This window comes from Roseomonas fluvialis, from assembly GCF_022846615.1.
GTDB classification, from domain to species: Bacteria; Pseudomonadota; Alphaproteobacteria; order Acetobacterales; family Acetobacteraceae; genus Neoroseomonas; species Neoroseomonas fluvialis.
The window spans coordinates 1,384,988-1,406,384 of the sequence record NZ_AP025637.1 but is presented as its reverse complement, the minus strand read 5'-3'; the positions used below and the strand labels follow the sequence as shown (position 1 = coordinate 1,406,384).

Sequence of the window (21,397 nt, the reverse complement as noted above, 5' to 3'; positions counted from 1 at the left end):
GCGGCAGGCGGCTTGCGGTGGCGGGGGGCGTCATCGCGCCAAGGTCGCACGCCCCACCCCTTGCCGGAAGGCGCGCCGCGCGCCATTCACCGCGGATCGAGCGGGGGTCGGCCATGAGCGATCGGAAGATGACGGATGCGCAACGCGCCTATGAGGCGAAGCGCGCGGCCAAGGCGGGCATGAGCCTCGAAAAGTGGCTCGTCGCCAAGGAACGCCGCGCGGCCGAGGATGCCCGCGAGGCCGCCGCCGCCGCGCCGAAGCCGGCCGAACCGGCGAAGAAGCCGGGCTTCTTCGGCCGGCTGCTCGAGAAGGCGCAGAAGCCGCTGTAGGCTGCTGCGCCCGGCCGCGCGTCGGGCAAGCGCGTCTTGCGAGGTGTCGGTATCGGCCCGCTCGCGCACCCTGGCCACTGTCGTTGGGCGGCCAGGTGGATCAGCAGGCCGTCGGATCGGAAAACGCGCTAGGCTGCGCCCCATGCGCAGTACTGTGGCCGGGATGCTCGGGCTGGTCGCCGCGGCCGTCGTGCCGGCGGCGGCGCAGGACTACGCGCCGCTCGGCACCGTGATGCTGTTCCACCCAGGTAGCGCCGAGGTCACGCCGCAGGCGCGCGACGCGCTGCTGGCCTTCCTGCGCCCGCCGCGCCCGCCGGAATTCCGCGGCCACTGCATCACCGGCCATGCCGACCGCGACGCCGGCGCCGCGTCGTTCGCGCAGGCCCGCGCCCATGCGGTCGCGGCGATGATGCAGCGCCAGGGCGTGGATTCGCGCGACATCGCGGTCGAATCGCGCGGCGATGCGCAACCGGTGCGCCTGACACCGCCCGGCCAGGCGGAACCGATGAACGACCGCGTCGAGCTGTTCCCCTGCCCCGGCCCACGCCTGGCCGGCGTGGCCGAGGCCGAGGCCCGCGCCATGGACGCGGTGGTGGTGCCGGCCTTCGTGGCCGCGCTGGCACCGCGCGTGGCGCGGTCGCTGGGCTGTCCGGAACCCGAAGTGCCGCGCGGGGCCCTGGTCCCTCCACCCTTCGCCTGCCCCGCCGGCACGGAGGTGCCGTCGCTGAGCGTTCTGCGCATCGCGGGCACGCGGCGCGTGGCGGTGATCCTGGAATGGCGCGGCGGCGCGCGGGGCGGCTGGAACGCGCCGGCAGCGGCGGTGCTGGACCTGTTCGGCCATGCACCGGCCGCACCTGTGCTGGCTGCGCTGGGCGCGCAGGACGGCGCGGCGCGGCGCAGCGAGTTCCTCGCCGGCGGGGTACGTGCGGAGGTCGAGATCGGCCCCGGCGCGCTGCGCCGCCTGCATGTGGTGCCGCAGGCGAAGGACGCGCCTTAGACTCCGTTGCAGGCGTCGCCCTCGGGGCGCTTTCCGCGACGTCCGGCCCCGGTCAGGCGGTTGCGCCCTGGCGGTCCGTCCGCGGCGGCAACTCCCGCGCCGCCGCGCAGGAACACACCACCGATCCATCCGCGCGTTCGTTCGGCACCGTGGGTTCCCCGCAATGCGGGCATTCGATCGGTTCGCGCATCACAGCATGCGCATCAGCGTGCCGTCGCGCCGGATCGCGTGATGGAACACCGCGCCACCGATATGCGCGACCAGCAGCACCACGAACAGGTAGCCACCGATCGTGTGGCCCCAGGACAGCGCATTCGCGAGACCTTCCGACGGCTCCATGAACTTCGGCAGGTCGATGAAGCCCAGATAGGCGGTGCGCCCCTGCATCGGGAAGCCGAAGGCGTTGGTCATGAAGAAGCCCATCAGCGGCTGCAGGATCAGCAGCGCGTACAGGCCGTGATGCGTCGCGGCGGCGGCCTTGCGCATCATGGGCGGCAGGTCCGCCGGGTGCGGCGGCGGCGGGTGGCGGACCTTCCACGCGATGCGCGCAATCGCCGCGAACAGGATGGTCAGGCCCGCGCTTTCGTGGATGGCGTAGAAGCCCATCTTGTAGGCGCCATCGGCCTCGCCGGTGATGAACTTGATGACGAAGCCGGTCGGAAGCGCCACCAGCATGAGGCCCAGCGTGATCCAGTGGAACCACTTCGCCGCGCGACCGTATTGCCCATGCGGGTGCGCGGCGTCCTGGCCGGGCAGAGGGCCGGCTGTGCTGGCGTCCATGTTGGGTCTCCCGTGCATGTCGCGGGCAGTCTATCGCATGGCCGCGATGTTCCGCACGTGAGGATGATCGCCGCCCATGCGGATTGGAGCACCGATCCGCGCAAGCGCTGGGTCAGCATCGCGCGTCGCGGCGCAGATGGGTGGCGTGCGCAGGCGCCGGTCCCGGTGGGCGATCCCGCCGCGCTGGCGGCGGCGCTGGTGGCCGAGGGCGTGCCGGTCGCGATCGGGCTCGACCTGCCGCTCGGCGTGCCGCGCGGCTTCGCGCAGGATCGCCCGGAAGCGGGCTTCGTCGATTTCCTGCGCTGCCTGGTGGCACGGCCCGCCTTCTTCGAGGTTGCCGCGACGCTGGCGGAGGTATCGCGCGAGCGCCCCTTCTACCCCGCGCGCGGCGTGAAGGGCATGACGCGCGCGGCACATGCGGCGGCGCTCGGGCTGGGCGATGCGCGCGGCCTGTCGCGGCTGTGCGACCGCGCCACAGCGGAACGCCCCGCCGGCGCGCCGGTATTCTGGACGCTGGGGGCGAACCAGTCCGGCAAGGCCGCGATCGCGGCGTGGCGGGACTGGCTGGCGCCGGGGCTCGCGCGGGGCGCGCCCTATGCGATCTGGCCCTTCGAGGGCGGTATCCATGCGCTGCTGGCGCCCGGCCGCGCGGTGCTGGCCGAGGTCTATCCGGCGGAGGCGCTCCGCCACTGCGGGCTGGTGCTGCGCGGGTCGAAGCGCGTGCAGGCCGACCGCGCAGCCATCGGGGATGCGCTGCTGGGCGCGATGGCGGCGCGGTGCGTCGTCCCCGAGCCTTGCCTGCGCGTCATGGTGGCCGATGGCTTCGGCGCCGACCCGGCCGGCGAGGATCGCTTCGATTCGGTCATCGGCCTGCTCGGGCTGGTGGGCGTGCTCGATGGTGCGCGCGCGGACTTCGTGCCGCACGACGACGCGGTGCGCCGCTGGGAGGGCTGGGTGCTCGGGCAAAGCGCGCTGCCGGTCGCGTAGCGCGCGGGCGCTGCCAGGCCGCCCCGGGGCGACCGGGACGGCGAACACGTGAGGACTGCGCGGCGTGCGCGCGAACTACGCCTCTTTGCGCCGCCGCGCGACTCGGACCGCGCGCCGCCGCGCGACTCGGACCGCGCGCCGCCGCGCGACTCGGACCGCGCGCCGCCGCGCGACTCGGACCGCGCGCCGCCGCGCAACGCGACAACGCGCTGCAGGCGCATCGATCACCGCACGCCCACCGCCCACGCATGCGTGCACGCCACCACCGACATCTCAAGCAGCGCAGTCGCGCACCGGGCGCCGCACGCGACCTCCGCGCCGCGTAACCGCCCGCCTGCCGCGGACGAACCCATCCACGGACGCAGCAGGAGAGCGGCGATGCATTACGACCCCCGCGGCATGGCGATCACGACCGGCAGCGCCGTGGCTGCACGCGAACTGGACGCGGCGGTGATGGCGCTGCTCGGCCAGCAGCAGGAGGCGGGCGCGCGGCTCGGCGCCGCCCTCGCGGCCGATCCGCTGCTGGTGGCGGGGCAGGCGCTGGCCGGCTTTTCGCTGATGCTGGCGGCGCGGCGGCCGCTCGCGATTCAGGCGATGGGCAGCCTGGGGCGCGCGCGCGCCGCGCTGGTGGACCGTGGCGGCACGCCGCGCGAGCGCGCGCTGGTGCAGTCGCTGGCGGCCTGGGCCGAGGGCGGCGACATGGCCCGCGCCGCCGCAGGGCTCGAGGCGATTGCGCAGGAGGACCCGCACGACATCCTCGCGCTGCGCCTGGCGCACGGCATCCGCTTCATGCTGGGCGAGGCCTTCGAGATGCGCCACGCAATCGAGGCCGCGCTGCCGCGCTGGGATGCGTCGATGCCGGGCTACGCGAACCTGCTGGGCTGCCACGCCTTCGCTCTGGAGGAGACCGGCGAGGCCGCGCGCGCGGAACGGGTGGGGCGCGCGGCCGTGGCGCTCGATCCCGGCGATTTGTGGGGCGCGCACGCCGTCGCGCATGCGCTGGGCGCGCAGGGGCGCTTGCGCGAAGGACTCGCCTGGCTGCGCTGGCTCGAGCCGCATCTGGCCGGCGGGTCGAACTTCGTGCGGCACGTGCATTGGCACCGCGCGCTGTTCCACCTGGCGCTGGGCGAGCACGATGCGGCGCTGGCGCTGCACGACGCGAAGGTCTGGGCGGAACCGAGCGAGGATGTGCGGGACCTGATGAACGCCGCGCACCTGCTGTGGCGGCTGGAGGCCGGCGGCGTGCCGGTGGGTGCGGCGCGCTGGGATGCGCTGGCCGACGTGGCGGAACGGCGCATCGGCGAGCATGCCTGGGCGTTCGCGGACCTGCATGACGTGATCGCCCTGGCCGGGGCCGGACGGCACGCGGCGGTGGGGCGCATGATCCGGTCGATCGCCGGCCATGCGGGGTCGCACCACGGCGATCAGGCGCGGCTGCATGCGGAGCTGGGCATCGCCGCGGCGCGCGCCGTGGCGGATGCGGTGGGTGGCGATGCGCGGCAGGCGTGCCGGTGCCTCGATGCCGTGCTGCCGCGCCTGCCGGAATTCGGCGGCAGCCACGCGCAGCGCTCGGTGTTCGTGGCGATGCGCGACCACGCGGCGCGCGGCGGCCTGGCGGACCGCGCGCGGGGGTGACGCCGGCGCGCGAAGCGTGAAGACTACGCCGAGGCGCGGGGGCATCTTCGCACCGCCCGCCGACCACGGGAGCGCGCATGAAACTGGCCGTCATCACCGACATCCACGGCAATGTCGCCGCGCTGCGGGCGGCGCTGGCGGATATCGCGGCGCGCGGGATCGGGCGCGTGGTCTGCCTGGGCGACATCGCGTCGGGCGCCGGCTGGCCGCGCGAGACGGTGGAGTTGCTGCAGGACCGCGCCATCCCGTGCATCCGCGGCAATCACGACCGCTGGATCAGCGAGCACGACCACGCGACCATGGGCAAGCAGGACCGTCATGCCTTCGATGAGCTCGGCGCCGACCACCGCGCCTGGCTGATGGACCTGCCGGCCACGCTGGAACCTGCACCGGGCGTGCTGGCCTGCCACGGCACGCCGCAATCGGACGTGCAGAACCTGATCGAGGAAGTGGTCGAGGGCCGCCTGCGCGAGGCGCCGATGGCGGTGCTGCGCGACCGGCTGGGCGAGGCCGGCATGGCCGCGCGCGTGGTGGTCTGCGGGCATTCGCACCGCACCGGGATGGTGCAGGTGCCGGGCGGGCCGCTGGTGGTGAATCCGGGCAGTTGCGGGTTGCCGGGTTTCCGCATCTCGCGCGAGCCGGTGCACCGGCAGGAGGCCGGCACGCCGCATGCGCGCTATGCCGTGCTGCACCTCGATGGACCGGAGGTCGGGGTGGAAGCGCTGGCGGTGCGCTACGACTGGGATGCGGCGGCGCGCCGCGCCGAGGAGGTCGGCTTCAACGCCGCCTGGCCGCATGTGATCCGGACGGGGCTGCTGCCGGAGAGCGCGTGAGGCGAAGGCCCGGCGGCCGAGCGCCGGGCATCCGAGCGGCATGTGCCCGTGCGGAAGCGCCGCGAGCGCCTGCCGTGGCGCGCAGGTCGGCAGCGTCGCATCCGGGCGGCGCCAGGCTGGGGGTGCTGCGCCCCTGACCGGCATGCGGAGCCCGTCGGCCGCACTGACGGGGTCCGGGAAGCAGGGGCGTGTCCGACCTCCCTCGGCCGCATCATCGGGCTTGCCGATGCAAACGCGAATGGCGGACCTTGGGGTGGAGTTGGCGCGGGAGGCCGGGTGGACATACTGATCCGTGTGCTGGCCTGGGGTGTCGCCATGCTCGCCGCGAACCTCGGGGCGGCGTATGTCTGGCGGACGTACTTTGTCCCGGATTGGGGAGGCGCGTCGCGCGAGCTGGCGGGCGACCTGTCGGCCTTCGATGAGCGGCTGCAGCGCGAGATCGCGGCCTACAACGCCAACCTGAGGGTCTTCAGCACGCCGCAGACGGAGGCGCTCGGCGCAAGCCTGTCCGGTCGCACCGTATTGACCCGCTTCATGATGAACCGCTTCGTGGCGCCGGGCGAACGGGCCGAGCTCGCCGCCCGGCTGCGCGAGCGTCACTACCGGGAGGTATGCCCGCGCCAGGGCCTTGCGCTGCGTGCCGGCTACCGCTTCGTCTACAGCTATGCGGATATCGTCGGCGGCGAGATTCGCATCGTGCTGTCGGCCAACGATTGCTGAACTGCCGCGCGGTGCCTTACCCGCCGTCCAGGAACCGCCCGATCCAGCCCTGCACGCGCGCGACATCGTCGGGCCCCGCGTAGCTCGCCAGCGCCGGCGCGGCGTGCGCGCCGAAGCGATCCTGCAGCGCCTCGGTCAGCGCGACCGCGTAGGGCACGGTGAATTCCGGATGGAACTGGAAGGACACGGCATCGCCGTAGTCGAGCGCGGCCAGGGGCGTGAACGCGCTCGCGAGCAGCAGGCGCGCGCCGGGCGGGGCGGCCACCACCTGGTCCTGGTGGAAGGCGGGCGCGCGGATGGTCGTGGCGTCGTCCATCCAGGCAGCGCGCGCGACCACGTCGTAGCCGTGCAGGCCGAGCCCCCAGCCGCGAGGGGATTTTTGTACCCGCCCGCCGAAGGCCGCCGCCATGGCCTGGTGGCCAAAGCACAGCCCCACCAGGCGCGCCCGCCCGCGCGCGTCACGCAGGAAGTCGAGCAGCGGCGGGATCCAGGGAAGGTCGTCCATCACCCCGGCCGGCGAACCCGTCACCACATAGGCGTCGCAGGCCTCGGCCGCTGCGGGCAGTACGCCCTGCAGGGTCGCGAAGACCTGCGCGTCGTGCCCGGGGCCCAGCATGCGGCGCACCATCGCGGCATAACTCCCGTGCCGTGCGCCGACGGACTCAGGCGGGACGCCGCATTCGAGGATGCCGACCTTCATGGCGCGGGCGCGTAGAGCCCCGCTGCGCGCGCGGCCTGCGTCGCGAGCCGCGCGGTCAGCTCGAAGACCGGCATCGGCACGCCGGCCTGCTTCGCGAGGTCGAGCGGCACGGTGAACAGCGCGTCGATCTCCATCGCGCGGCCGAGTTCGAGGTCCTGCAGGATCGAGGGCTTGTGCGCGATCATGGCGGACCGCTTCATGCGCGCCTCCGCCGAGGTCGCGAGGTCGTGGCCATGGGCGAGCGCGAGGGCCGCCCCTTCCTCGGCGATGGCGATGGCGGCCGCGTAGATGGCCGGGTCCGACAGCGTGGTCATCATGTCGGCGCGCGAGAGGATGCACAGCGGCCCGCTGGTCAGGTTGCCCATCAGCTTGCCCCAGACGCGGTGACGAATATCGGTGACCACCGGGCAGGGCATGCCGCCGGCCTCGATGGCCGATGCGATGGCCTGCGCGCGCGGGGTGACGCTGCCGTCGGGTTCGCCGAGGAACAGGCGGATATCCGCGTGTTCGGACTTCACGACGCCGGGTTCGATGACGGCGCTGGCCGAATAGACCACGCCGCCGAGGGTGCGATGCATGCCGATGCTGCGTTCGATCTCCGCGCCGGGGTCGAGCAGCGGGATGCGTTCGCCCTCGCGCGGGCCGCCATGGCGCAGGAAGTACCACCAGGGAATGCCGTTGGTGACGAAGGCGACCGGCGTGTCGGGGCCGAGCAGCGGGGCGATGGCGCGCGCGGCCGCAGGCAGTGCGGGGACCTTGGTGGTGACCAGCACGGCATCGACCGGGCCGACCTCCTCCGCGGTGGCGAAGGCCTGCACCCGGACGGTGCGCACGCCGTCATGCGCGTGCAGGGTGATGCCGCGCGCGCGCATCGCCTCCAGGTGCGGGCCGCGCGCCACGACGGCGACATCCGCACCGCCCAGCGCCGCGCGGGTCGCGAGGTGGCTGCCGATGGCGCCGGCACCGAAGACGCAGATGCGGGTCATGGATGGATCCTTGGCCGGAGAGACGCCACGGGCAACCTGGTACCGCGCAGCCATGCAATCGCTGCGCCGGAATGGGCGCCGCGTGCGGAACGCATCACGCCGCGTGGTCGCGCAGTTGCACGCACATCGCGGCGCCCGCGGCGACCAGGCGGTCCGTGATGGTTTGGCCATGCGCGGCATTGGCGCTGCGCGGGTCCGGCGCAGCCACGCCGCCGGGGGCGACTTCCTCGACCCACATCGGCACGGCGAAGTCGACGCCATGGCTGCGGATGGCGCCGAAGCCGGTCGGCGGCACGCCCAGGTAGGGGCCGGTGGGGGCCCGTTCGCGCGTGCGGTCCGGACGGCACAGATCGGGGCGCAGGTGCAGGGTGACCGAGGCCACAGGGTCGCCGCCATGGCCGAAGGATGCGGCGGGCCCGCCGAGTTCGGCGTGCAGCTTGCCGGCTTCGCGCCACAGATGCAGGGCGGGGATGATGACGCCGTGGCGGTGGCGGGCGGCGCGTGCGGCCGCTTCCGCGGGACCGATCGTGCCGGCATGGCCGTTGACGATGAGGATCGAGCGCGTGCCGGTGCGGATGAAGGCCTCGGCTGTTTCCTCGATGACGGCGGTCAGCGTCGGGATGGACAGCGTGATGCCGCCGGCCACGCCGGCGAAGAAATCCTCCCCGCCGAACGGGATGGCGGGGGCGACCAGGGCGTCGGCGCCCAGCGCCAGCGCGCTGGCGGCGATGCGCGCGGCGATCTCCTCCGCCACCAGGTAGTCGCCCATGGGCAGGGCGGGGCCATGGGTCTCGAGGCTGCCCATGGGCAGGATGGCGACCGCGCCGGCGGCGAGGCGCGAGGCCACCTCGGGTGACGTGATCTCGGCGATGCGATGGGTCATGCGAAGGCCTTGCGGTGAAGGGGCGTCAGGCCGGCGTCTCGGCGGCAAGGATCCAGGCGAAGGCCTGTTCGAGCTCGCCGGAAGCAAAGCGCCGGATCTCGGGCGGCAGGACCGCGCCGGCGACGCGCGCGAGCATGCCGGCCAGGTCGCTGTCGGTGACGATAGCGACCCGCCTCACGCGTGCGGCGTGGCCGCGCACGAAGCGGCCATGCGCGAACAGACCGTCGAGCCCGTCCCAGCCGGGGAAGCTACGCGTGTCGATGAGCAGTCCGCGCAGGCTGCCGGCCTCCTCGATGTACGGGTCGACCAGGGCGGCGAGGCGATCGAAATCCTCCGCCGCAAGTGGGCCGTCCGGTTCCAGCACGACGACGCCGCGGTCGCGCAGCAGTTCCATCACGAGCATGGCGCGGGCTCCTTCCCCTGGGGCTCGACCCGACCTTTGTGCCAGCGGATGGCGCGAACCGCCAGCGCCGCGCGACCTACGCCAGCAGGTCCAGGGCGGCGCGGCTGAGCGCCTGCACACCCTGTTCTATGCAGCGCTCGTCGGGCTGGTAGAAGGCGTTGTGCAGGCGGTCGTCGCGCCCCGCCGCGCCTGATCCGATGCGCAGCTGGAAGGCGGGCGCGCGGGCGGCGAATTCGGCGAAGTCCTCCGCCCCCATCGACGGTTCGCCTTCGACCGGGGCCACGCCCATCTGGCGCGCCACGGCGGCGATGACGGGTTCCAGCACGCGTGCATCATTGACCAGCGGCGGCACCTTGCGCGCATAGGTCATGGTGCAGCCCACGCGCAGGCCGGTCGCGATGCCCTGCGCGAGCCGCTTCAACGCGGCCTCGGCCGTGTCGCGCGCATCGGCGTGCAGGGTGCGCACGGTGCCCTTCAGGTGCACACGCTCGGGGATGATGTTGTAGGTGGTCCCGCCCTGCACCATGCCGACCGTGACCACGGCCGGGTGCAGCGGCTTGATCTCGCGGCTGACGACGGTCTGCGCCTGGCCGATGAACTGCGCGGCGGCGACGATGGGGTCGACCGCGGCGTAGGGGTGCGCGGCATGGCCGGATTTGCCCTGCACCACCAGGTCGAAGCGGTCCGAGGCCGCGAGGCAGGCGCCGCGCACGTAGCCGAAGGTGCCCACGGGCATGTCGGGGTGGTTGTGGAACCCGATCGCGAGATCGGCGCCATCGGCGGCACCGTCGGCGATCATGGCGGCGGCCCCTTCCAGCACTTCCTCGGCAGGCTGGAACACCAGCCGGACGGTGCCGGCGATCTGCGGCGCGAGGTCCTTCAGCACCGCCGCGACGCCGAGCAGCGTGGCGGTGTGGATGTCGTGGCCGCAGGCGTGCATCTGGCCATCGACGCCGCTGGCGAAGGGCAGGCCGGTTTCCTCGTGGATCGGCAGCGCGTCCATGTCGGCGCGGATCAGCAGCGTGGGGCCGGGGCGACCGCCGGTGATCTCGCCCACCACGCCGGTGACGCCCACGCCGGTGCGATGCGCGATGCCCAGGCGCGTGAGTTCGGCGGCGACGATGCCGGCGGTGCGGATTTCCTGGAACGCCAGTTCAGGCACGCGGTGGATGTCGCGGCGCAGTTCCACCAGGTGCGGCGCGATGGCAGCGGCGGCGTCGCGGATGGCGCGCTGCGGGTCGTTCGGGATCATGGCGGCGATGGCTCCGGCGTCGATGGTCGGCGTGCGTACGCGCCGTCGCGGCTGGCGCGCGCGATGGTTGAGAAAGCATAGGACGGTACGGCGCACCGGCAAGCCCGCTGCGCGCTTGCGACGTGCCATGCCCCATGCGATAGGGCGAAGCGACACTTGGGAGGCAAGATGTCCTGGACGCTCCGCCGGCGCATTCTGCTGGCAGGTTCCCTATTGGCCGTGACCACGTCGCGCCATGCCCTGGCGCAGGCTGCCGCATGGCCTTCGCAGCCGATCCGCCTGGTCGTTCCCTTCGCGCCCGGCGGCACGACCGACCTGGTCGCACGGTTGCTGGCGGCCGGGCTGCAGGAACGCCTGGGCGTGTCGGTGGTGGTCGAGAACCGCGCCGGCGCGGGCGCCACGGTGGGCAGCGAGATGGTCGCGCGCGCCGCACCCGATGGCTACACGCTGGTGATGTCCAACATCGCGAGCCATGGCATCTCGCCCTCGGTCTATCGCGGGCGCATCCGCTACGATGCGGTCGCCGACTTCGCGCATATCGCTCTGGTGGTGTCGAACCCGACCGTGTGGGTGGCCAATCCGCGCGCCGGCATCCGCACGCTGGCGGATGCGGCGGCGAAAGCGCGCGGGACGGGCGGGCTCGATGTCGCGACATCGGGCGCCGGATCCTCGAACCACCTGATGGTGGTGCGCATGGGCCAGCTGATCGGCACCGAGCTGAACCACATTCCCTTCCGCGGCGCGGGCCCGGCCATGCAGGCGGTGATCGCGGGGCAGGTGCCGATGATGTCCGACAGCCTGCCCTCGGCGGCGAACCACATCCGGCAGGGGTCGGTGATCGCGGTGGCGATGGCCTCGGCGTCGCGGCACCCGTCCTTCCCGGACGTGCCCACCTTCCGCGAGCAGGGTTTCGACCTGGCCAGCGATTCCTGGTTCGGGATCTCCGCCCCCGCCGGCACGCCGGCGCCGATCGTCGAGCGGCTGAACCTCGAGAGCCGTGCCTTCCTCTCGACGCCCGAGATCGTGGCCCGCCTGGCCGAGCTCGGCGGGACGCCCGGGGACCTCACGGCGCAAGGTTACGGCGAATTCGTAAGGCGGGAGGTGGCGCTTTGGGCGCCACTCGTGCAGGCTTCCGGCGCGACGCCGGACTGAACGTGCGTTCGGGGGCAGGATTTTGACTGGGGTGGACGAACAAGCATGAAGCTCAACACCAAGGACCTGATTTCGGCTGCGCTGCTGATCGGCTTCGCGCTGGTCGGGTTGTGGCTCAACATGGACCACAACATGGGCACAGCGCGACGCATGGGGCCGGGCTACATGCCCTTCCTCGGCTTCGTGATCCTGCTCGGGCTGGGCGTCATCGTGCTGCTGCTCGGCCTGTTCAACGGCCCCGACCCGCTCGCGAAGTGGACGTCGCAGGAGGTCGTGTTCCTGATCGGCGGCGCCGTGGTCGGCACCGCGGCGGGGCTGATCGCGATGCGCGTGGGCGGCTGGCCCTCGGCCGGGTGGAATGCGCTCGGCATCGGGATGTTCGTCGGTTGCCTGGTACCGGCGGTCATCAAATCGTGGCGACCGCTGTTCCTGGTCAGTGCCGCCTTCGCACTGTTCGGGCTGGTGCTCGAACCGCTCGGGCTGATGCTCGCCATCACGCTGTGCGTCGTGCTCGCCGCGTTCGCCGACGAGACGCACAAGCCGCTCGGCGTCGTGGGCCTGGTCGTGTTCCTGTGCGTGCTGTGCTGGGCCGTGTTCATCTACGAGCTCGACATCCGCGTGCCGGTCTGGCCGCAGTTCTGACCGAAAGGACCGGCTGACATGGATCTCATCGGCAATCTGGCGCATGGCTTCGGCGTCGCGCTCACTTTCAACAACCTGCTGTTCTGCCTGATCGGCTGCGTCATCGGCACCGCCATCGGCGTGCTGCCGGGCATCGGGCCTGTGGCGACCATCTCGCTGCTGCTGCCGATCACCTTCGGCCAGCCCGCCACCACCGCCATCATCATGCTGGCGGGCATCTACTACGGCGCGCAGTACGGCGGTTCCACCACGGCCATCCTGCTGAATCTGCCGGGCGAGGTCAGTTCGGTCGTCACAACCCTCGAAGGCTACAAGATGGCCCGCAAGGGCCGCGCGGGCGCGGCGCTGTCGATCGCGGCGCTTGGGTCGTTCTTCGCGGGCACCGTCGCGACCGTGCTGGTGGCGGCTTCGGGCCCGCTGCTGACGCAGGTGGCGCTGTCCTTCGGCCCGGCGGACTACTTCTCGCTGATGTTCCTCGGCCTGATCATCTCGGCGGTGCTGGCGCAGGGGTCGGTCGTGAAGTCGATTGGCATGGTGGTGTTCGGCGTGTCGCTCGGCATGGTCGGCACCGACGTGCAGACCGGGCAGCAGCGCTTCACCTTCGGCATCCCGGAACTGTCGGACGGCGTGGGCTTCGTCTCGATCGCGATGGGCATGTTCGGCATCGCCGAAATCATCCTGAACCTCGAACGGCCGGAATCGCGCTCGGTCATGTCGGGCAAGGTCGGCTCGCTGATGATGACGCGCGAGGAATTCAAGCGCGCGGTGCCCGCAGTGCTGCGCGGCACGGTGGTCGGTTCGCTCCTGGGCATCCTGCCCGGTGGCGGCGCCGCGCTGTCGTCCTTCGGCTCCTACATGATGGAGCGAAAGATCTCGAAGGGCCGGCACGAATTCGGCACCGGCGCGATCGAGGGCGTGGCGGGTCCGGAATCGGCGAACAACGCGGCCTCGCAGACCTCCTTCATCCCGCTGCTCACGCTCGGCATCCCGGCCAATGCCGTGATGGCGCTGATGGTCGGCGCGCTGATCATCCAGGGCATCCAGCCCGGCCCGCGCATGGTCGAAGCGCAGCCGGACCTGTTCTGGGGCCTGATCGCGTCGATGTGGGTCGGCAACCTGATGCTGCTGGTCATCAACCTGCCGATGATCGGCATCTGGGTGAAGCTGCTCGCGGTTCCCTACCGCCACATGTACCCGGCCATCATGATCTTCTGCGCGATCGGCGTGTATTCGCTGCAGAACAACGTGTTCGACGTGTACCAGACGGTGGTCTTCGGCATCTTCGGCTACCTCTGCTCGAAGCTGCGCCTGGAAGCCGCGCCGATGCTGATCGGCTTCGTGCTGGGGCCGATGATGGAGGAACACCTGCGCCGCGCCATGCTGCTGTCGCGCGGCGACCCGATGGTGTTCCTCGAACGCCCGATCAGCGCGACGATGCTCGGCATCGCCGCCATCGCGCTGGTTGCGATGCTGCTGCCCAACATCCGCAAGGGCAAGGACAGCGCGTTGCAAGAAGGCGGGTGAGGGTCGTCCTGCCCGCGTAGGTCGGGGTGTTTTGGGAAGGCGGGTTCCGAGGGGGACCCGCCTTCTTTGTTTTTGTATGCCCTCAAGCGCCGGGCGCCGCCTCCGGCGGCTTGGCTTGCGCGCCGTGCACTGGTTCGTCGGGCGGGGGTGGCAGGTTGGGTGCGGTCGCGCCTTGCGCTCCCGGATCGCGCAGGCGCGCGATCCGCGTCTGTTCGCCGCAAGTGCCGGCGCAGGCGTGCGCGGGCATGGCTGCGCGCCGTGCACTGGTGCGTTGGGCGCGGGTGGCAGGTTGGGCGCGGTCGCCGCCTTGCGCTCCCGGATCGTGCAGGCGCGCGATCCGCGTCTGTTCGCCGCTAGTGCCGGCGCAGGAGTGCGCGGGCATGGCTGCGCGCCGTGCGCTGGTGCGTTTGGCGCCGCGGATCGGTTGGTCGCGGTGCGCTGTGCCCTCCCGGATCGCCGCAGGGCCGCGATCCGCGTTGCGTGGCTCAGTCGCCCGGCGCCGCCTCGGGCTTCGGGCGCGGCAGCGCGAAAACGCCGCTGGCGCGCAGGACCGCCACGCCATCGGCCAGGAAGCGCCCCTCCACGAACATCATCCGCTGGGTGCGGCGCAGCAACGCCGGGTGGCATTCCAGCCAGGCGCCCAGCGGCGCGGGGGCCAGGTAGTCCGTCACCAGGCTGATGGTCACGAAATGCCCGGGCGTACCGGCCTGTTCGGCCCCACCGATGCCCAGCACGATGTCGGCGATGGTCGCGAGCATGCCGCCATGCGCCACCGCCTGGTTGTTGCAGTGGCGCCGTTCGATCCGGATACCGAAGCGCGCCCCGGCTTCCTCGGGCCGGCGGAAGATCGGGCCGATCGGCTCGAGGAAGGGCCCGCCCGCGTGCCGCGCCACGAAACCCTCCGGAACACCGCTGTCCACCACGCCGATCCCCCTGCACCAAACGGGGGCAGGATAGGCGCCCCGCCGCACCCTGCCGAGGTGCCTTCCCTTCGCCCCAGTTGCGACGCATAGAACGCGCAGCACCCGTTCAGATCGCCCGGACGCCATGACCCAACAGCACACGCCGATCCTGCCCGTCATCCTCTCGGGGGGCACCGGCACCCGCCTCTGGCCGCTCTCGCGCGAGGGGTATCCGAAGCAGTTCTGGCCGCTCGCCTCGGACCGGCCGATGCTGGTCGAGACCGCGGCGCGCGCGGAAGGCCCGGGCTTCGCGCCCCCCATGGTGGTCTGCAACGAGGCGCACCGCTTCCTGGTCGCCGAACAGCTGCGCGGCCATGGCGCGCGCATCGTGCTGGAACCGGCGGGGCGCAATTCCGGCCCCGCCATCGCCGCCGCGGCGCTGCTGGCCGAGGAAGCGGGCCCGGGCACGGTCCTGTGGATCATGGCCGCCGACAGCGCGATCAAGGACGTGCCCGCGTTGCATGCGGCGCTCGGCCAGGCGGCCGCAGCGGCGCGCGCGGGGCGGATCGTCACCTTCGGCATGGCGCCGACCGCGCCCGAGACCGGCTACGGCTACATCGAGGCCGGCGCCGACGTGCCGGGCCTGCCCGGGGTGCGCGCCATCGCGCGCTTCGTCGAGAAGCCCGATGCGGCGCGCGCGGCCGACTTCGTCGCCGGCGGCCGGCACCTTTGGAATTCCGGCATGTTCGTCGCGACCGCGTCGGTCCTGCTGGCGGAGCTCGAACGGCACGAACCCGCCATGCTGGCCGCGGTGCGCCAGGCGGTGGCCGGGGCGAAGCGCGACATGGACTTCGTGCGGCTCGATGCCGCGGCCTTCGCGGCGGCGCCGTCGATCAGCATCGACCATGCAGTGATGGAGCGCACCGCAAATGCCGCGGTGGTGCCGGCGGCGATCGGCTGGTCCGACATCGGATCCTGGGCCGCGCTGTGGGAGATCAGCCCGCAGGATGGCGCGGGCAACGCCACGCTCGGCCCGGTCGAACTGGTCGATGCGCGGCGCTGCCTGGTGCGCAGCGAGGGGATCGTCACCGGCGTGGTCGGCCTCGAGGACGCCGTCGTGGTGGTGACCGACGACGCGGTGCTGGCCATGCACCGCGACCGCGCGCAGGACGTGAAGAAGCTGGTCGAGCAGCTGCGCGCCAAGGGCCGCAAGGAAGCGACCGAGCATCGCCGCGCCTATCGGCCCTGGGGCCACTACGAGGGGCTGATCCTGGGCGAGCGCTTCCAGGTGAAGAAGATCCAGGTGCGCCCCGGCGCGAAGCTGTCCCTGCAGAAGCACTTCCACCGGGCGGAGCATTGGGTGGTGGTCTCGGGCACTGCGATCGTGCGCCGCGACGCCGAGGAGATCCTGCTGCGCGAGAACGAGAGCGTCTACCTGCCGCTCGGCTGCGTGCACCGGATGGAGAACCCCGGGATGATCCCGCTGGTGCTGATCGAGGTGCAGTCCGGGTCCTACCTGGGCGAGGACGACATCGTGCGCTTCGAGGACACCTACGGGCGCGCCTGAGGCGCGACCGTAGGATTTCTCGCGTCCCTCAAACGGCGGGCGGCCGGCGTCCGCCGGCCTTGCCTTCGCGCCAGGGGCTGGTGCGCCAGGAACGGCTGACAGTCTGGGCGCGGTCGCGCGTCGCGCGCGCGGATCGTGCAGGCGCACGATCCGACGTGTTTGACCCTCAAACGGCGGGCGGCCGGCGTCCGCCGGCCTTGCCTTCGCGCCAGGGGCTGGTGCGCCAGGAACGGCTGACAGTCTGGGCGCGGTCGCGCTCCGCGCGCGCGGATCCTCGCAGGGCCGCGATCGGTCGTGGTGTGTCCCTCGGATGTCGGGCGGGCGCGCATCGGCGCCGATCTTGATCCGGCGCAAGGCGCGCCGCCGCGGCGCGCGCAACATGGCGGCATCGTCCCACCGCACGAAAGGCCTGCCATGAACCACCGCCACCGCAAGGTGCTCCACGCGCTGTTCGCCCACCCGGTCAGCGCCAATATCGACCCCCGCGCCGTGCATGCCGTGTTCGAGGAACTCGGGGCCGAGGTCTCGCACAATGGGTCCGGCCGTATTGCGGTGAAGCTCAATGGCCAGGCGCATGCCTTCCACGATTCGAAGCACAGCCTGTCGAAGGACGAGGTGGTGGCGATCCGCACCTTCCTGGCCGATGCGGGCATCGATCCCGCCGCGTATCCGGACTGATCAGACGGCGGCCGCGCCGGACTGATCCGCGCGCACGCTTCGGCCTGGCCGCGGCGCGCACGACCGAGCACACGCCGGCTTGATCTTCCGGCGTATTCCTGCGGTAACCTTGGCCCGCCAAGCCACGGCCTGCGCCGCGGCCCCGGGAGAGGAACACCATCACCATGACCCTGCACCGCCGCGCCCTGCTGGGTGCCGCCGGCCTCGCCGCACTCGCACCCGCCGCCGCCCGCGCCCAGGCGCGTTGGCAGATGGCCACCCCCTATGCCGACGGCAACTTCCACACCCGCAACATCCGCACCTTCGTGCAGGAGATCGAGCAGGCCGCCGGCGGGCGGCTGTCGATCCAGGTGCATTCCAATGGGTCGCTGCTGCGCATGCCCGAGATCAAGCGCGGCGTGCAGACCGGCCAGGTGCAGCTGGGCGAGATCCTGCTGACCGCCTATGCCAACGAGGACCCGCTGTTCGACGCCGATGCGCTGCCGCAGCTGGTGACGAATTTCGCGCAGGCGAAGCGGCTGTCGGACCTGCAGAAGCCCTTCATCGAGGCACGCCTGGCGCGCCAGGGCCTCAGCCTGCTGTACATGGTGCCGTGGCCGCCGGCGGGGCTCTACGCGCAGGTGCCGGTCACCAGCCTCGAGCAGTTGCGCGGGCAGCGCTTCCGCACCTTCTCCCCCATGACCAATCGCTTCGCGCAGCTGATCGGCGCGCAGCCCACGCTCGTGCAGTCGGCGGAACTGGCGCAGGCGTTCGCGACAGGCGTCGTGCAGGCGCAGATCACCTCGGCCGCGACGGGCGTCGATACCCAGGCCTGGGACTATGCGCGGGTGTTCACGCCGCTCGGCTTCTCCATGACGAAGAACGCGGTGATGGTTTCGCGCCGCGCGCTAGAGGGACTGCCAGCCGACGTGCAGGCGGCGGTGCGCACCGCGGCGGCCCGCGCCGAGACGCGCGGCTACGAACTGGCCGAACAAGCCACGCGCGAGACCGAGGCGACGCTCGCCGCGCGCGGCATGCAGGTGGGCCCGCCCTCGCAGCAGCTGCTCGATGACCTCACGCGCGTGGGCCGGACCATGGCGGATGAATGGGTGACGCGCGCCGGCGATGACGGGCGGCGGCTGCTCGAACAGTACCGGGCGGGCTGACAGCCTGCCCTGAACCCTGGCTCGCGCGGCGGTTCGACATCCGTCGCCCCCTGCCTGCCGGCGGCCTCGAAGGGGCGGCCGGCTGCGGAGGTGCGTGGCGGATGCGCCGTGCGCCCCCGACGCTGCCCTCGCACCGCGCAGGCGCTGCCTTGTGCGAGGGCAATGGAGCCCCTTGCACCGCTGGGCATCGGCACGCCCCCCTTGCGCCACGGCTGGAACGGCGCCGAAGATGCCGCCGGAAAAGAACGAACAAGGGGGCTTCCCATGACCAACCTTCGCCGCCGCGACCTGCTCGCGGCCACGGGCGGCCTTGCCGCCGCAGCCGTGTTCGGGCGCGCCGCGCAGGCGCAGACGCGCTGGCAGGTCGCCACCGCCTATCCGGACGGCAACTTCCACACCCGCAATATGCGCACCTTCGTGGAGCAGGTGCAGGCGGCCTCCGGCGGGCGGCTGCAGATCCAGGTACATTCCAACGCGTCCCTGCTGCGCATGCCCGAGATCAAGCGCGGCGTGCAGACCGGTCAGGCGCAGATCGGCGAGATCCTGCTCTCGGCCTATGGCAACGAGGACCCGTTCTTCGAGGTCGATTCCGTGCCGATGCTCGTGACCAGCACCGACATGGCGCGCAAGCTCGCGGAACTGCAGAAGCAGTATGTCGAGGCGCGCTTCCAGCGGCAGGGCGTGAGCCTGCTGTACTGGGTGCCGTGGCCGCCGTCGGGCCTGTACACGAATGTCCCGGTGGAGAGCGTCGAGACACTGCGCGGCACCAAGATGCGCACCTTCAACGCGCTGACCAACCGCTTCGCGACCCTGTGCGGCGCGACCCCCACGCTGGTGCAGCAGGCGGAAGTGCCGCAGGCCTTCGCCACCGGCGTGGTCAACGCGATGGTGACGTCCGCCGCGACGGGCGTCGATGTGCAGGCCTGGGATTTCTGCCGCCACTTCACGCCGATCGGCTTCACGCGCACGAAGAACGCCATCTTCGTGCAGACCCGCGCGCTGCAGGCGTTGCCGGCCGATGTGCAGGCCGCGATCCGCACCGCCGCCGCGGCGGCCGAGGCGCGCGGCTGGGAGGCCTCGGACGTCGAGACGCTGAACCAGCAGAACATCCTGCAGAGCCGCGGCATGACCATCGGCACCATGTCGCCGGCGCTGCGCGACGGGCTGATGCGCATCGGCGCGACGCAGGCCGACGAATGGGTGGCCAAGGCCGGCGACGAGGGCAAGCGCCTGATCGACGCCTATCGCGCCGCCGTCGCGTGAATCCAAGGGGGGCCGCCGCGAGGCGGTCCCCCTGCCCTGCCAGCATGGAAGCAGCATCGATGACCAACTTCTTCGGCCAGGCGGCATGACCCCGCTGCGCCGCGCGCTCGATGCGCTGTACCTGCTGGGCGGGATCGCGGGCGCCATCGCGCTGGCGGCGATCGGCGCCATCATCGCGACCCAGGTGATCGGCCGGCAATTCGGTGCGACCGTGCTGGGCGCGGACGACCTGACCGCCTTCTCGGTCGCGGCATCGGCCACGCTGCCGCTGGCCTATGCCTTCCGGCACGGCGCGCATATCCGGGTGGACCTGATCATCGGGCGGCTGCGCGGCGCGCCGCGCTTCGTGATGGAGACCATCGCGGTCGGCATCTCAGCGGCGCTGTGCTGCTTCTTTGCCTACGCGATGCTCGACCTCGCTTTCGACAGCTTCGAATTCGAGGATGTCGCGCAGGGGTCGGTCGCCTGGAAGCTGTGGGTGCCGCAGGGGCTGGTCGGCACGGGGGTCGCGATCTTCGCGGTCTGCCTGGTCGATGACCTGGTGGTGCACCTGACCGGCGGCGTGCCGTCCTATCGTCGTGCGGCGGAAGCCGATGCGCTGTCGCGCGCTGGGGAAGAACTCTGATGGAACTCGCCCAGACCGAAGCGGGCATGCTGCTGCTCGGGCTCCTGTTCGTCTTCCTGGGCCTCGGCGTGTGGATCGGCCTGGCGCTGGCGCTCGTGGGGCTGGTCGGCATCGTGGTGCTGCCCGTGCTGATCCCGTCCATGCCGACCTTCCCGGCCGAAAAGGTGATGGGCACCGCGATCTGGCAGTCGCTGGCGTCCTGGACGCTGGCGGCGCTCCCGCTGTTCATCTGGATGGGCGAGATCCTGTTCCGCACGAAGCTGAGCGAGGACATGTTCCGCGGCCTGGCGCCATGGGTGCAGCGGCTGCCGGGGCGGCTGATGCATGTGAACGTGATCGGCTGCGGCATCTTCGCGGCCGTGTCCGGGAGCTCGGCGGCCACCGCCGCGACCATCGGCAAGATGTCGCTGCCGGCGCTGACCCAGCGCGGCTACCATGTGCCGATGGCGATCGGGTCGCTGGCGGGTGCCGGCACGCTCGGGCTGCTGATCCCGCCCTCCATCGTCATGATCGTCTATGGCGTGGCGGCGGAAGTGAGCATCGTGCGGCTGTTCATCGCCGGCGTGCTGCCGGGCATCATGCTGATGGTGCTGTTCAGCGGCTATATCGCGGTGTGGTCGCTGTTGAACCCGAAGCTGACCCCGCCGGCCGACCCGCCCATGCCGTTTGCGAAGAAGCTGCGCGAGAGCGGGCAGTTGATCCCGGTCGTGCTGCTGATCGGCTTCGTGATGGGCAGCATCTATGCGGGCTGGGCGACAGCCACGGAAGCGGCGGTGTTCGGTGTGGTCGGCGCGCTGGCGCTGTCGGCCTGGGGCGGGTCGTTGAACTGGAGTTCCTTCACCGCGAGCCTGATGGGCGCGGTGCGGCTGTCCTGCATGATCAACCTGATCCTGGCGGGGGCGGCGTTCCTCACGCAGGCCATGGCGTATTCGGGCATCCCGGCGGCGATGGCGGCCTGGGTGGGCGCGCAGGGCTTCAGCCCCTTCATGATCATCGCCTGCCTGACGATCATCTACCTGATCCTGGGCTGCTTCATCGACGGCATCAGCATGATCGTGCTGACCGTGTCGGTGGTGCTGCCGATCATCGCCAGCACCGGCTTCGACCTGGTGTGGTTCGGGATCTTCATCGTGCTGGTGGTGGAACTCGCGCAGATCACGCCGCCTGTCGGCTTCAACCTGTTCGTGCTGCAGGGGCTGACCGGCAAGGGCATCTTCGAGGTCGCGAAGAACACCCTGCCCTTCTTCTTCCTGATGCTGGTGGGCGTGGCGATGGTCACGGTGTTCCCGGGCATCGTGACCTGGCTGCCGACCACCATGATGGGCCGGTAGGGCGCGATCCGGCCGGATGGGATCATCCGGCCGGATCGGGTTACGCTGGACGGATCAGGCGGG

General features: G+C 71.8%; 23 protein-coding genes. 15 read left to right on the top strand and 8 right to left on the bottom strand.

Annotated elements, in window-relative coordinates; all coding sequences use genetic code 11:
• Positions 1 to 113 precede the first annotated feature (113 nt).
• Both MWM08_RS06865 and MWM08_RS06860 read left to right on the top strand, forming a co-directional pair.
• Complete coding sequence (locus MWM08_RS06865) at positions 114 to 329, top strand: hypothetical protein (RefSeq protein ID WP_244458720.1); 216 nt, start codon at positions 114 to 116, stop codon at positions 327 to 329.
• A 142-nt stretch (positions 330 to 471) separates the two neighbouring features.
• Complete coding sequence (locus MWM08_RS06860; protein ID WP_244458719.1) at positions 472 to 1,326, top strand: OmpA family protein; 855 nt, start codon at positions 472 to 474, stop codon at positions 1,324 to 1,326.
• A gap of 52 nt (positions 1,327 to 1,378) precedes the next feature.
• On the opposite strand, the gene MWM08_RS06855 is transcribed toward MWM08_RS06860, so the two are convergent.
• On the bottom strand, positions 1,379 to 1,516 hold the full coding sequence (locus tag MWM08_RS06855) for a hypothetical protein (RefSeq protein ID WP_244458718.1): 138 nt from the start codon (positions 1,514 to 1,516) through the stop codon (positions 1,379 to 1,381).
• A complete protein-coding gene (locus MWM08_RS06850; protein WP_244458717.1) occupies positions 1,516 to 2,106 on the bottom strand; it encodes a cytochrome b in 591 nt (196 codons plus the stop codon). Before MWM08_RS06850 ends, MWM08_RS06855 begins: the two co-directional genes overlap by 1 nt.
• A gap of 63 nt (positions 2,107 to 2,169) precedes the next feature.
• Here MWM08_RS06850 and MWM08_RS06845 point away from each other — a divergent pair, with 63 nt between their 5' ends.
• The 4 genes from MWM08_RS06845 to MWM08_RS06830 all read left to right on the top strand — a co-directional run bounded on the left by MWM08_RS06845 (position 2,170) and on the right by MWM08_RS06830 (position 6,281).
• A complete protein-coding gene (locus MWM08_RS06845) occupies positions 2,170 to 3,093 on the top strand; it encodes a hypothetical protein (protein WP_244459916.1) in 924 nt (307 codons plus the stop codon).
• Positions 3,094 to 3,471: 378 nt separating this feature from the next.
• Complete coding sequence (locus tag MWM08_RS06840) at positions 3,472 to 4,728, top strand: tetratricopeptide repeat protein (RefSeq protein ID WP_244458716.1); 1,257 nt, start codon at positions 3,472 to 3,474, stop codon at positions 4,726 to 4,728.
• Between the two features lie 77 nt (positions 4,729 to 4,805).
• Complete coding sequence (locus tag MWM08_RS06835; protein ID WP_244458715.1) at positions 4,806 to 5,561, top strand: metallophosphoesterase family protein; 756 nt, start codon at positions 4,806 to 4,808, stop codon at positions 5,559 to 5,561.
• A 276-nt stretch (positions 5,562 to 5,837) separates the two neighbouring features.
• Positions 5,838 to 6,281 carry a hypothetical protein gene (locus tag MWM08_RS06830; protein ID WP_244458714.1) on the top strand — a complete coding sequence of 148 codons (444 nt, stop codon included), beginning with the start codon at positions 5,838 to 5,840 and terminating at the stop codon, positions 6,279 to 6,281.
• A 16-nt stretch (positions 6,282 to 6,297) separates the two neighbouring features.
• On the opposite strand, the gene MWM08_RS06825 is transcribed toward MWM08_RS06830, so the two are convergent.
• The 5 genes from MWM08_RS06825 to MWM08_RS06805 form a co-directional block, all read right to left on the bottom strand.
• Positions 6,298 to 6,981, bottom strand: a complete 684-nt coding sequence (locus tag MWM08_RS06825) for a type 1 glutamine amidotransferase (protein ID WP_244458713.1) — start codon at positions 6,979 to 6,981, stop codon at positions 6,298 to 6,300.
• On the bottom strand, positions 6,978 to 7,967 hold the full coding sequence (locus tag MWM08_RS06820) for a ketopantoate reductase family protein (protein ID WP_244458712.1): 990 nt from the start codon (positions 7,965 to 7,967) through the stop codon (positions 6,978 to 6,980). The genes MWM08_RS06825 and MWM08_RS06820 overlap by 4 nt, the downstream gene beginning before the upstream one ends.
• A gap of 94 nt (positions 7,968 to 8,061) precedes the next feature.
• Entirely contained in the window at positions 8,062 to 8,850 is a 789-nt protein-coding gene (locus tag MWM08_RS06815) for a creatininase family protein (RefSeq protein ID WP_244458711.1), read from the bottom strand.
• Between the two features lie 25 nt (positions 8,851 to 8,875).
• Positions 8,876 to 9,253: a SpoIIAA family protein gene (locus MWM08_RS06810; RefSeq protein WP_244458710.1), complete on the bottom strand. Its 378-nt coding sequence runs from the start codon at positions 9,251 to 9,253 to the stop codon at positions 8,876 to 8,878.
• A 76-nt stretch (positions 9,254 to 9,329) separates the two neighbouring features.
• Complete coding sequence (locus tag MWM08_RS06805) at positions 9,330 to 10,634, bottom strand: M20 metallopeptidase family protein (RefSeq protein ID WP_244458709.1); 1,305 nt, start codon at positions 10,632 to 10,634, stop codon at positions 9,330 to 9,332.
• A gap of 39 nt (positions 10,635 to 10,673) precedes the next feature.
• Between MWM08_RS06805 and MWM08_RS06800 the strand changes: the two genes are divergently transcribed.
• The 3 genes from MWM08_RS06800 to MWM08_RS06790 are packed head-to-tail and all read left to right on the top strand — an operon-like array spanning position 10,674 to position 13,823.
• Complete coding sequence (locus tag MWM08_RS06800; RefSeq protein WP_244458708.1) at positions 10,674 to 11,657, top strand: Bug family tripartite tricarboxylate transporter substrate binding protein; 984 nt, start codon at positions 10,674 to 10,676, stop codon at positions 11,655 to 11,657.
• A 45-nt stretch (positions 11,658 to 11,702) separates the two neighbouring features.
• Positions 11,703 to 12,299 carry a tripartite tricarboxylate transporter TctB family protein gene (locus MWM08_RS06795; protein WP_244458707.1) on the top strand — a complete coding sequence of 199 codons (597 nt, stop codon included), beginning with the start codon at positions 11,703 to 11,705 and terminating at the stop codon, positions 12,297 to 12,299.
• A gap of 18 nt (positions 12,300 to 12,317) precedes the next feature.
• A complete protein-coding gene (locus tag MWM08_RS06790; protein WP_244458706.1) occupies positions 12,318 to 13,823 on the top strand; it encodes a tripartite tricarboxylate transporter permease in 1,506 nt (501 codons plus the stop codon).
• 485 nt (positions 13,824 to 14,308) lie between these two features.
• Here MWM08_RS06790 and MWM08_RS06785 read toward each other — a convergent pair whose 3' ends face one another.
• The gene (locus tag MWM08_RS06785) at positions 14,309 to 14,743 is read right to left on the bottom strand and encodes a PaaI family thioesterase (protein WP_244458705.1); all 435 of its coding nucleotides are present in this window, start codon (positions 14,741 to 14,743) and stop codon (positions 14,309 to 14,311) included.
• Positions 14,744 to 14,870: 127 nt separating this feature from the next.
• Here MWM08_RS06785 and MWM08_RS06780 point away from each other — a divergent pair, with 127 nt between their 5' ends.
• The 6 genes from MWM08_RS06780 to MWM08_RS06755 all read left to right on the top strand — a co-directional run bounded on the left by MWM08_RS06780 (position 14,871) and on the right by MWM08_RS06755 (position 21,334).
• Positions 14,871 to 16,292, top strand: coding sequence for a mannose-1-phosphate guanylyltransferase/mannose-6-phosphate isomerase (locus tag MWM08_RS06780; protein WP_244458704.1), 1,422 nt, complete (start codon positions 14,871 to 14,873; stop codon positions 16,290 to 16,292).
• Positions 16,293 to 16,706: 414 nt separating this feature from the next.
• Complete coding sequence (locus tag MWM08_RS06775; RefSeq protein WP_244458703.1) at positions 16,707 to 16,970, top strand: hypothetical protein; 264 nt, start codon at positions 16,707 to 16,709, stop codon at positions 16,968 to 16,970.
• Positions 16,971 to 17,134: 164 nt separating this feature from the next.
• Complete coding sequence (locus MWM08_RS06770) at positions 17,135 to 18,115, top strand: TRAP transporter substrate-binding protein (RefSeq protein ID WP_244458702.1); 981 nt, start codon at positions 17,135 to 17,137, stop codon at positions 18,113 to 18,115.
• Between the two features lie 264 nt (positions 18,116 to 18,379).
• Complete coding sequence (locus MWM08_RS06765) at positions 18,380 to 19,378, top strand: TRAP transporter substrate-binding protein (RefSeq protein ID WP_244458701.1); 999 nt, start codon at positions 18,380 to 18,382, stop codon at positions 19,376 to 19,378.
• 85 nt (positions 19,379 to 19,463) lie between these two features.
• Positions 19,464 to 20,003 (top strand): TRAP transporter small permease, encoded by a 540-nt coding sequence (locus tag MWM08_RS06760; RefSeq protein WP_244458700.1) that lies wholly within the window; start codon positions 19,464 to 19,466, stop codon positions 20,001 to 20,003.
• Positions 20,003 to 21,334 carry a TRAP transporter large permease gene (locus MWM08_RS06755; protein ID WP_244458699.1) on the top strand — a complete coding sequence of 444 codons (1,332 nt, stop codon included), beginning with the start codon at positions 20,003 to 20,005 and terminating at the stop codon, positions 21,332 to 21,334. The genes MWM08_RS06760 and MWM08_RS06755 overlap by 1 nt, the downstream gene beginning before the upstream one ends.
• Positions 21,335 to 21,397: the final 63 nt, after the last annotated feature.

Bases quoted from the DNA above. Each gene is read 5' to 3' on its own strand.
- MWM08_RS06865 (WP_244458720.1), top strand. From the start codon at position 114: ATGAGCGATCGGAAGATGACGGATGCGCAACGCGCCTATGAGGCGAAG.
- MWM08_RS06860 (WP_244458719.1), top strand. From the start codon at position 472: ATGCGCAGTACTGTGGCCGGGATGCTCGGGCTGGTCGCCGCGGCCGTC.
- MWM08_RS06855 (WP_244458718.1), bottom strand. From the start codon at position 1,516: ATGCGCGAACCGATCGAATGCCCGCATTGCGGGGAACCCACGGTGCCG.
- MWM08_RS06850 (WP_244458717.1), bottom strand. From the start codon at position 2,106: ATGGACGCCAGCACAGCCGGCCCTCTGCCCGGCCAGGACGCCGCGCAC.
- MWM08_RS06845 (WP_244459916.1), top strand. From the start codon at position 2,170: ATGATCGCCGCCCATGCGGATTGGAGCACCGATCCGCGCAAGCGCTGG.
- MWM08_RS06840 (WP_244458716.1), top strand. From the start codon at position 3,472: ATGCATTACGACCCCCGCGGCATGGCGATCACGACCGGCAGCGCCGTG.
- MWM08_RS06835 (WP_244458715.1), top strand. From the start codon at position 4,806: ATGAAACTGGCCGTCATCACCGACATCCACGGCAATGTCGCCGCGCTG.
- MWM08_RS06825 (WP_244458713.1), bottom strand. From the start codon at position 6,981: ATGAAGGTCGGCATCCTCGAATGCGGCGTCCCGCCTGAGTCCGTCGGC.
- MWM08_RS06820 (WP_244458712.1), bottom strand. From the start codon at position 7,967: ATGACCCGCATCTGCGTCTTCGGTGCCGGCGCCATCGGCAGCCACCTC.
- MWM08_RS06815 (WP_244458711.1), bottom strand. From the start codon at position 8,850: ATGACCCATCGCATCGCCGAGATCACGTCACCCGAGGTGGCCTCGCGC.
- MWM08_RS06810 (WP_244458710.1), bottom strand. From the start codon at position 9,253: ATGCTCGTGATGGAACTGCTGCGCGACCGCGGCGTCGTCGTGCTGGAA.
- MWM08_RS06805 (WP_244458709.1), bottom strand. From the start codon at position 10,634: ATGGCACGTCGCAAGCGCGCAGCGGGCTTGCCGGTGCGCCGTACCGTC.
- MWM08_RS06800 (WP_244458708.1), top strand. From the start codon at position 10,674: ATGTCCTGGACGCTCCGCCGGCGCATTCTGCTGGCAGGTTCCCTATTG.
- MWM08_RS06795 (WP_244458707.1), top strand. From the start codon at position 11,703: ATGAAGCTCAACACCAAGGACCTGATTTCGGCTGCGCTGCTGATCGGC.
- MWM08_RS06790 (WP_244458706.1), top strand. From the start codon at position 12,318: ATGGATCTCATCGGCAATCTGGCGCATGGCTTCGGCGTCGCGCTCACT.
- MWM08_RS06780 (WP_244458704.1), top strand. From the start codon at position 14,871: ATGACCCAACAGCACACGCCGATCCTGCCCGTCATCCTCTCGGGGGGC.
- MWM08_RS06775 (WP_244458703.1), top strand. From the start codon at position 16,707: ATGAACCACCGCCACCGCAAGGTGCTCCACGCGCTGTTCGCCCACCCG.
- MWM08_RS06770 (WP_244458702.1), top strand. From the start codon at position 17,135: ATGACCCTGCACCGCCGCGCCCTGCTGGGTGCCGCCGGCCTCGCCGCA.
- MWM08_RS06765 (WP_244458701.1), top strand. From the start codon at position 18,380: ATGACCAACCTTCGCCGCCGCGACCTGCTCGCGGCCACGGGCGGCCTT.
- MWM08_RS06760 (WP_244458700.1), top strand. From the start codon at position 19,464: ATGACCCCGCTGCGCCGCGCGCTCGATGCGCTGTACCTGCTGGGCGGG.
- MWM08_RS06755 (WP_244458699.1), top strand. From the start codon at position 20,003: ATGGAACTCGCCCAGACCGAAGCGGGCATGCTGCTGCTCGGGCTCCTG.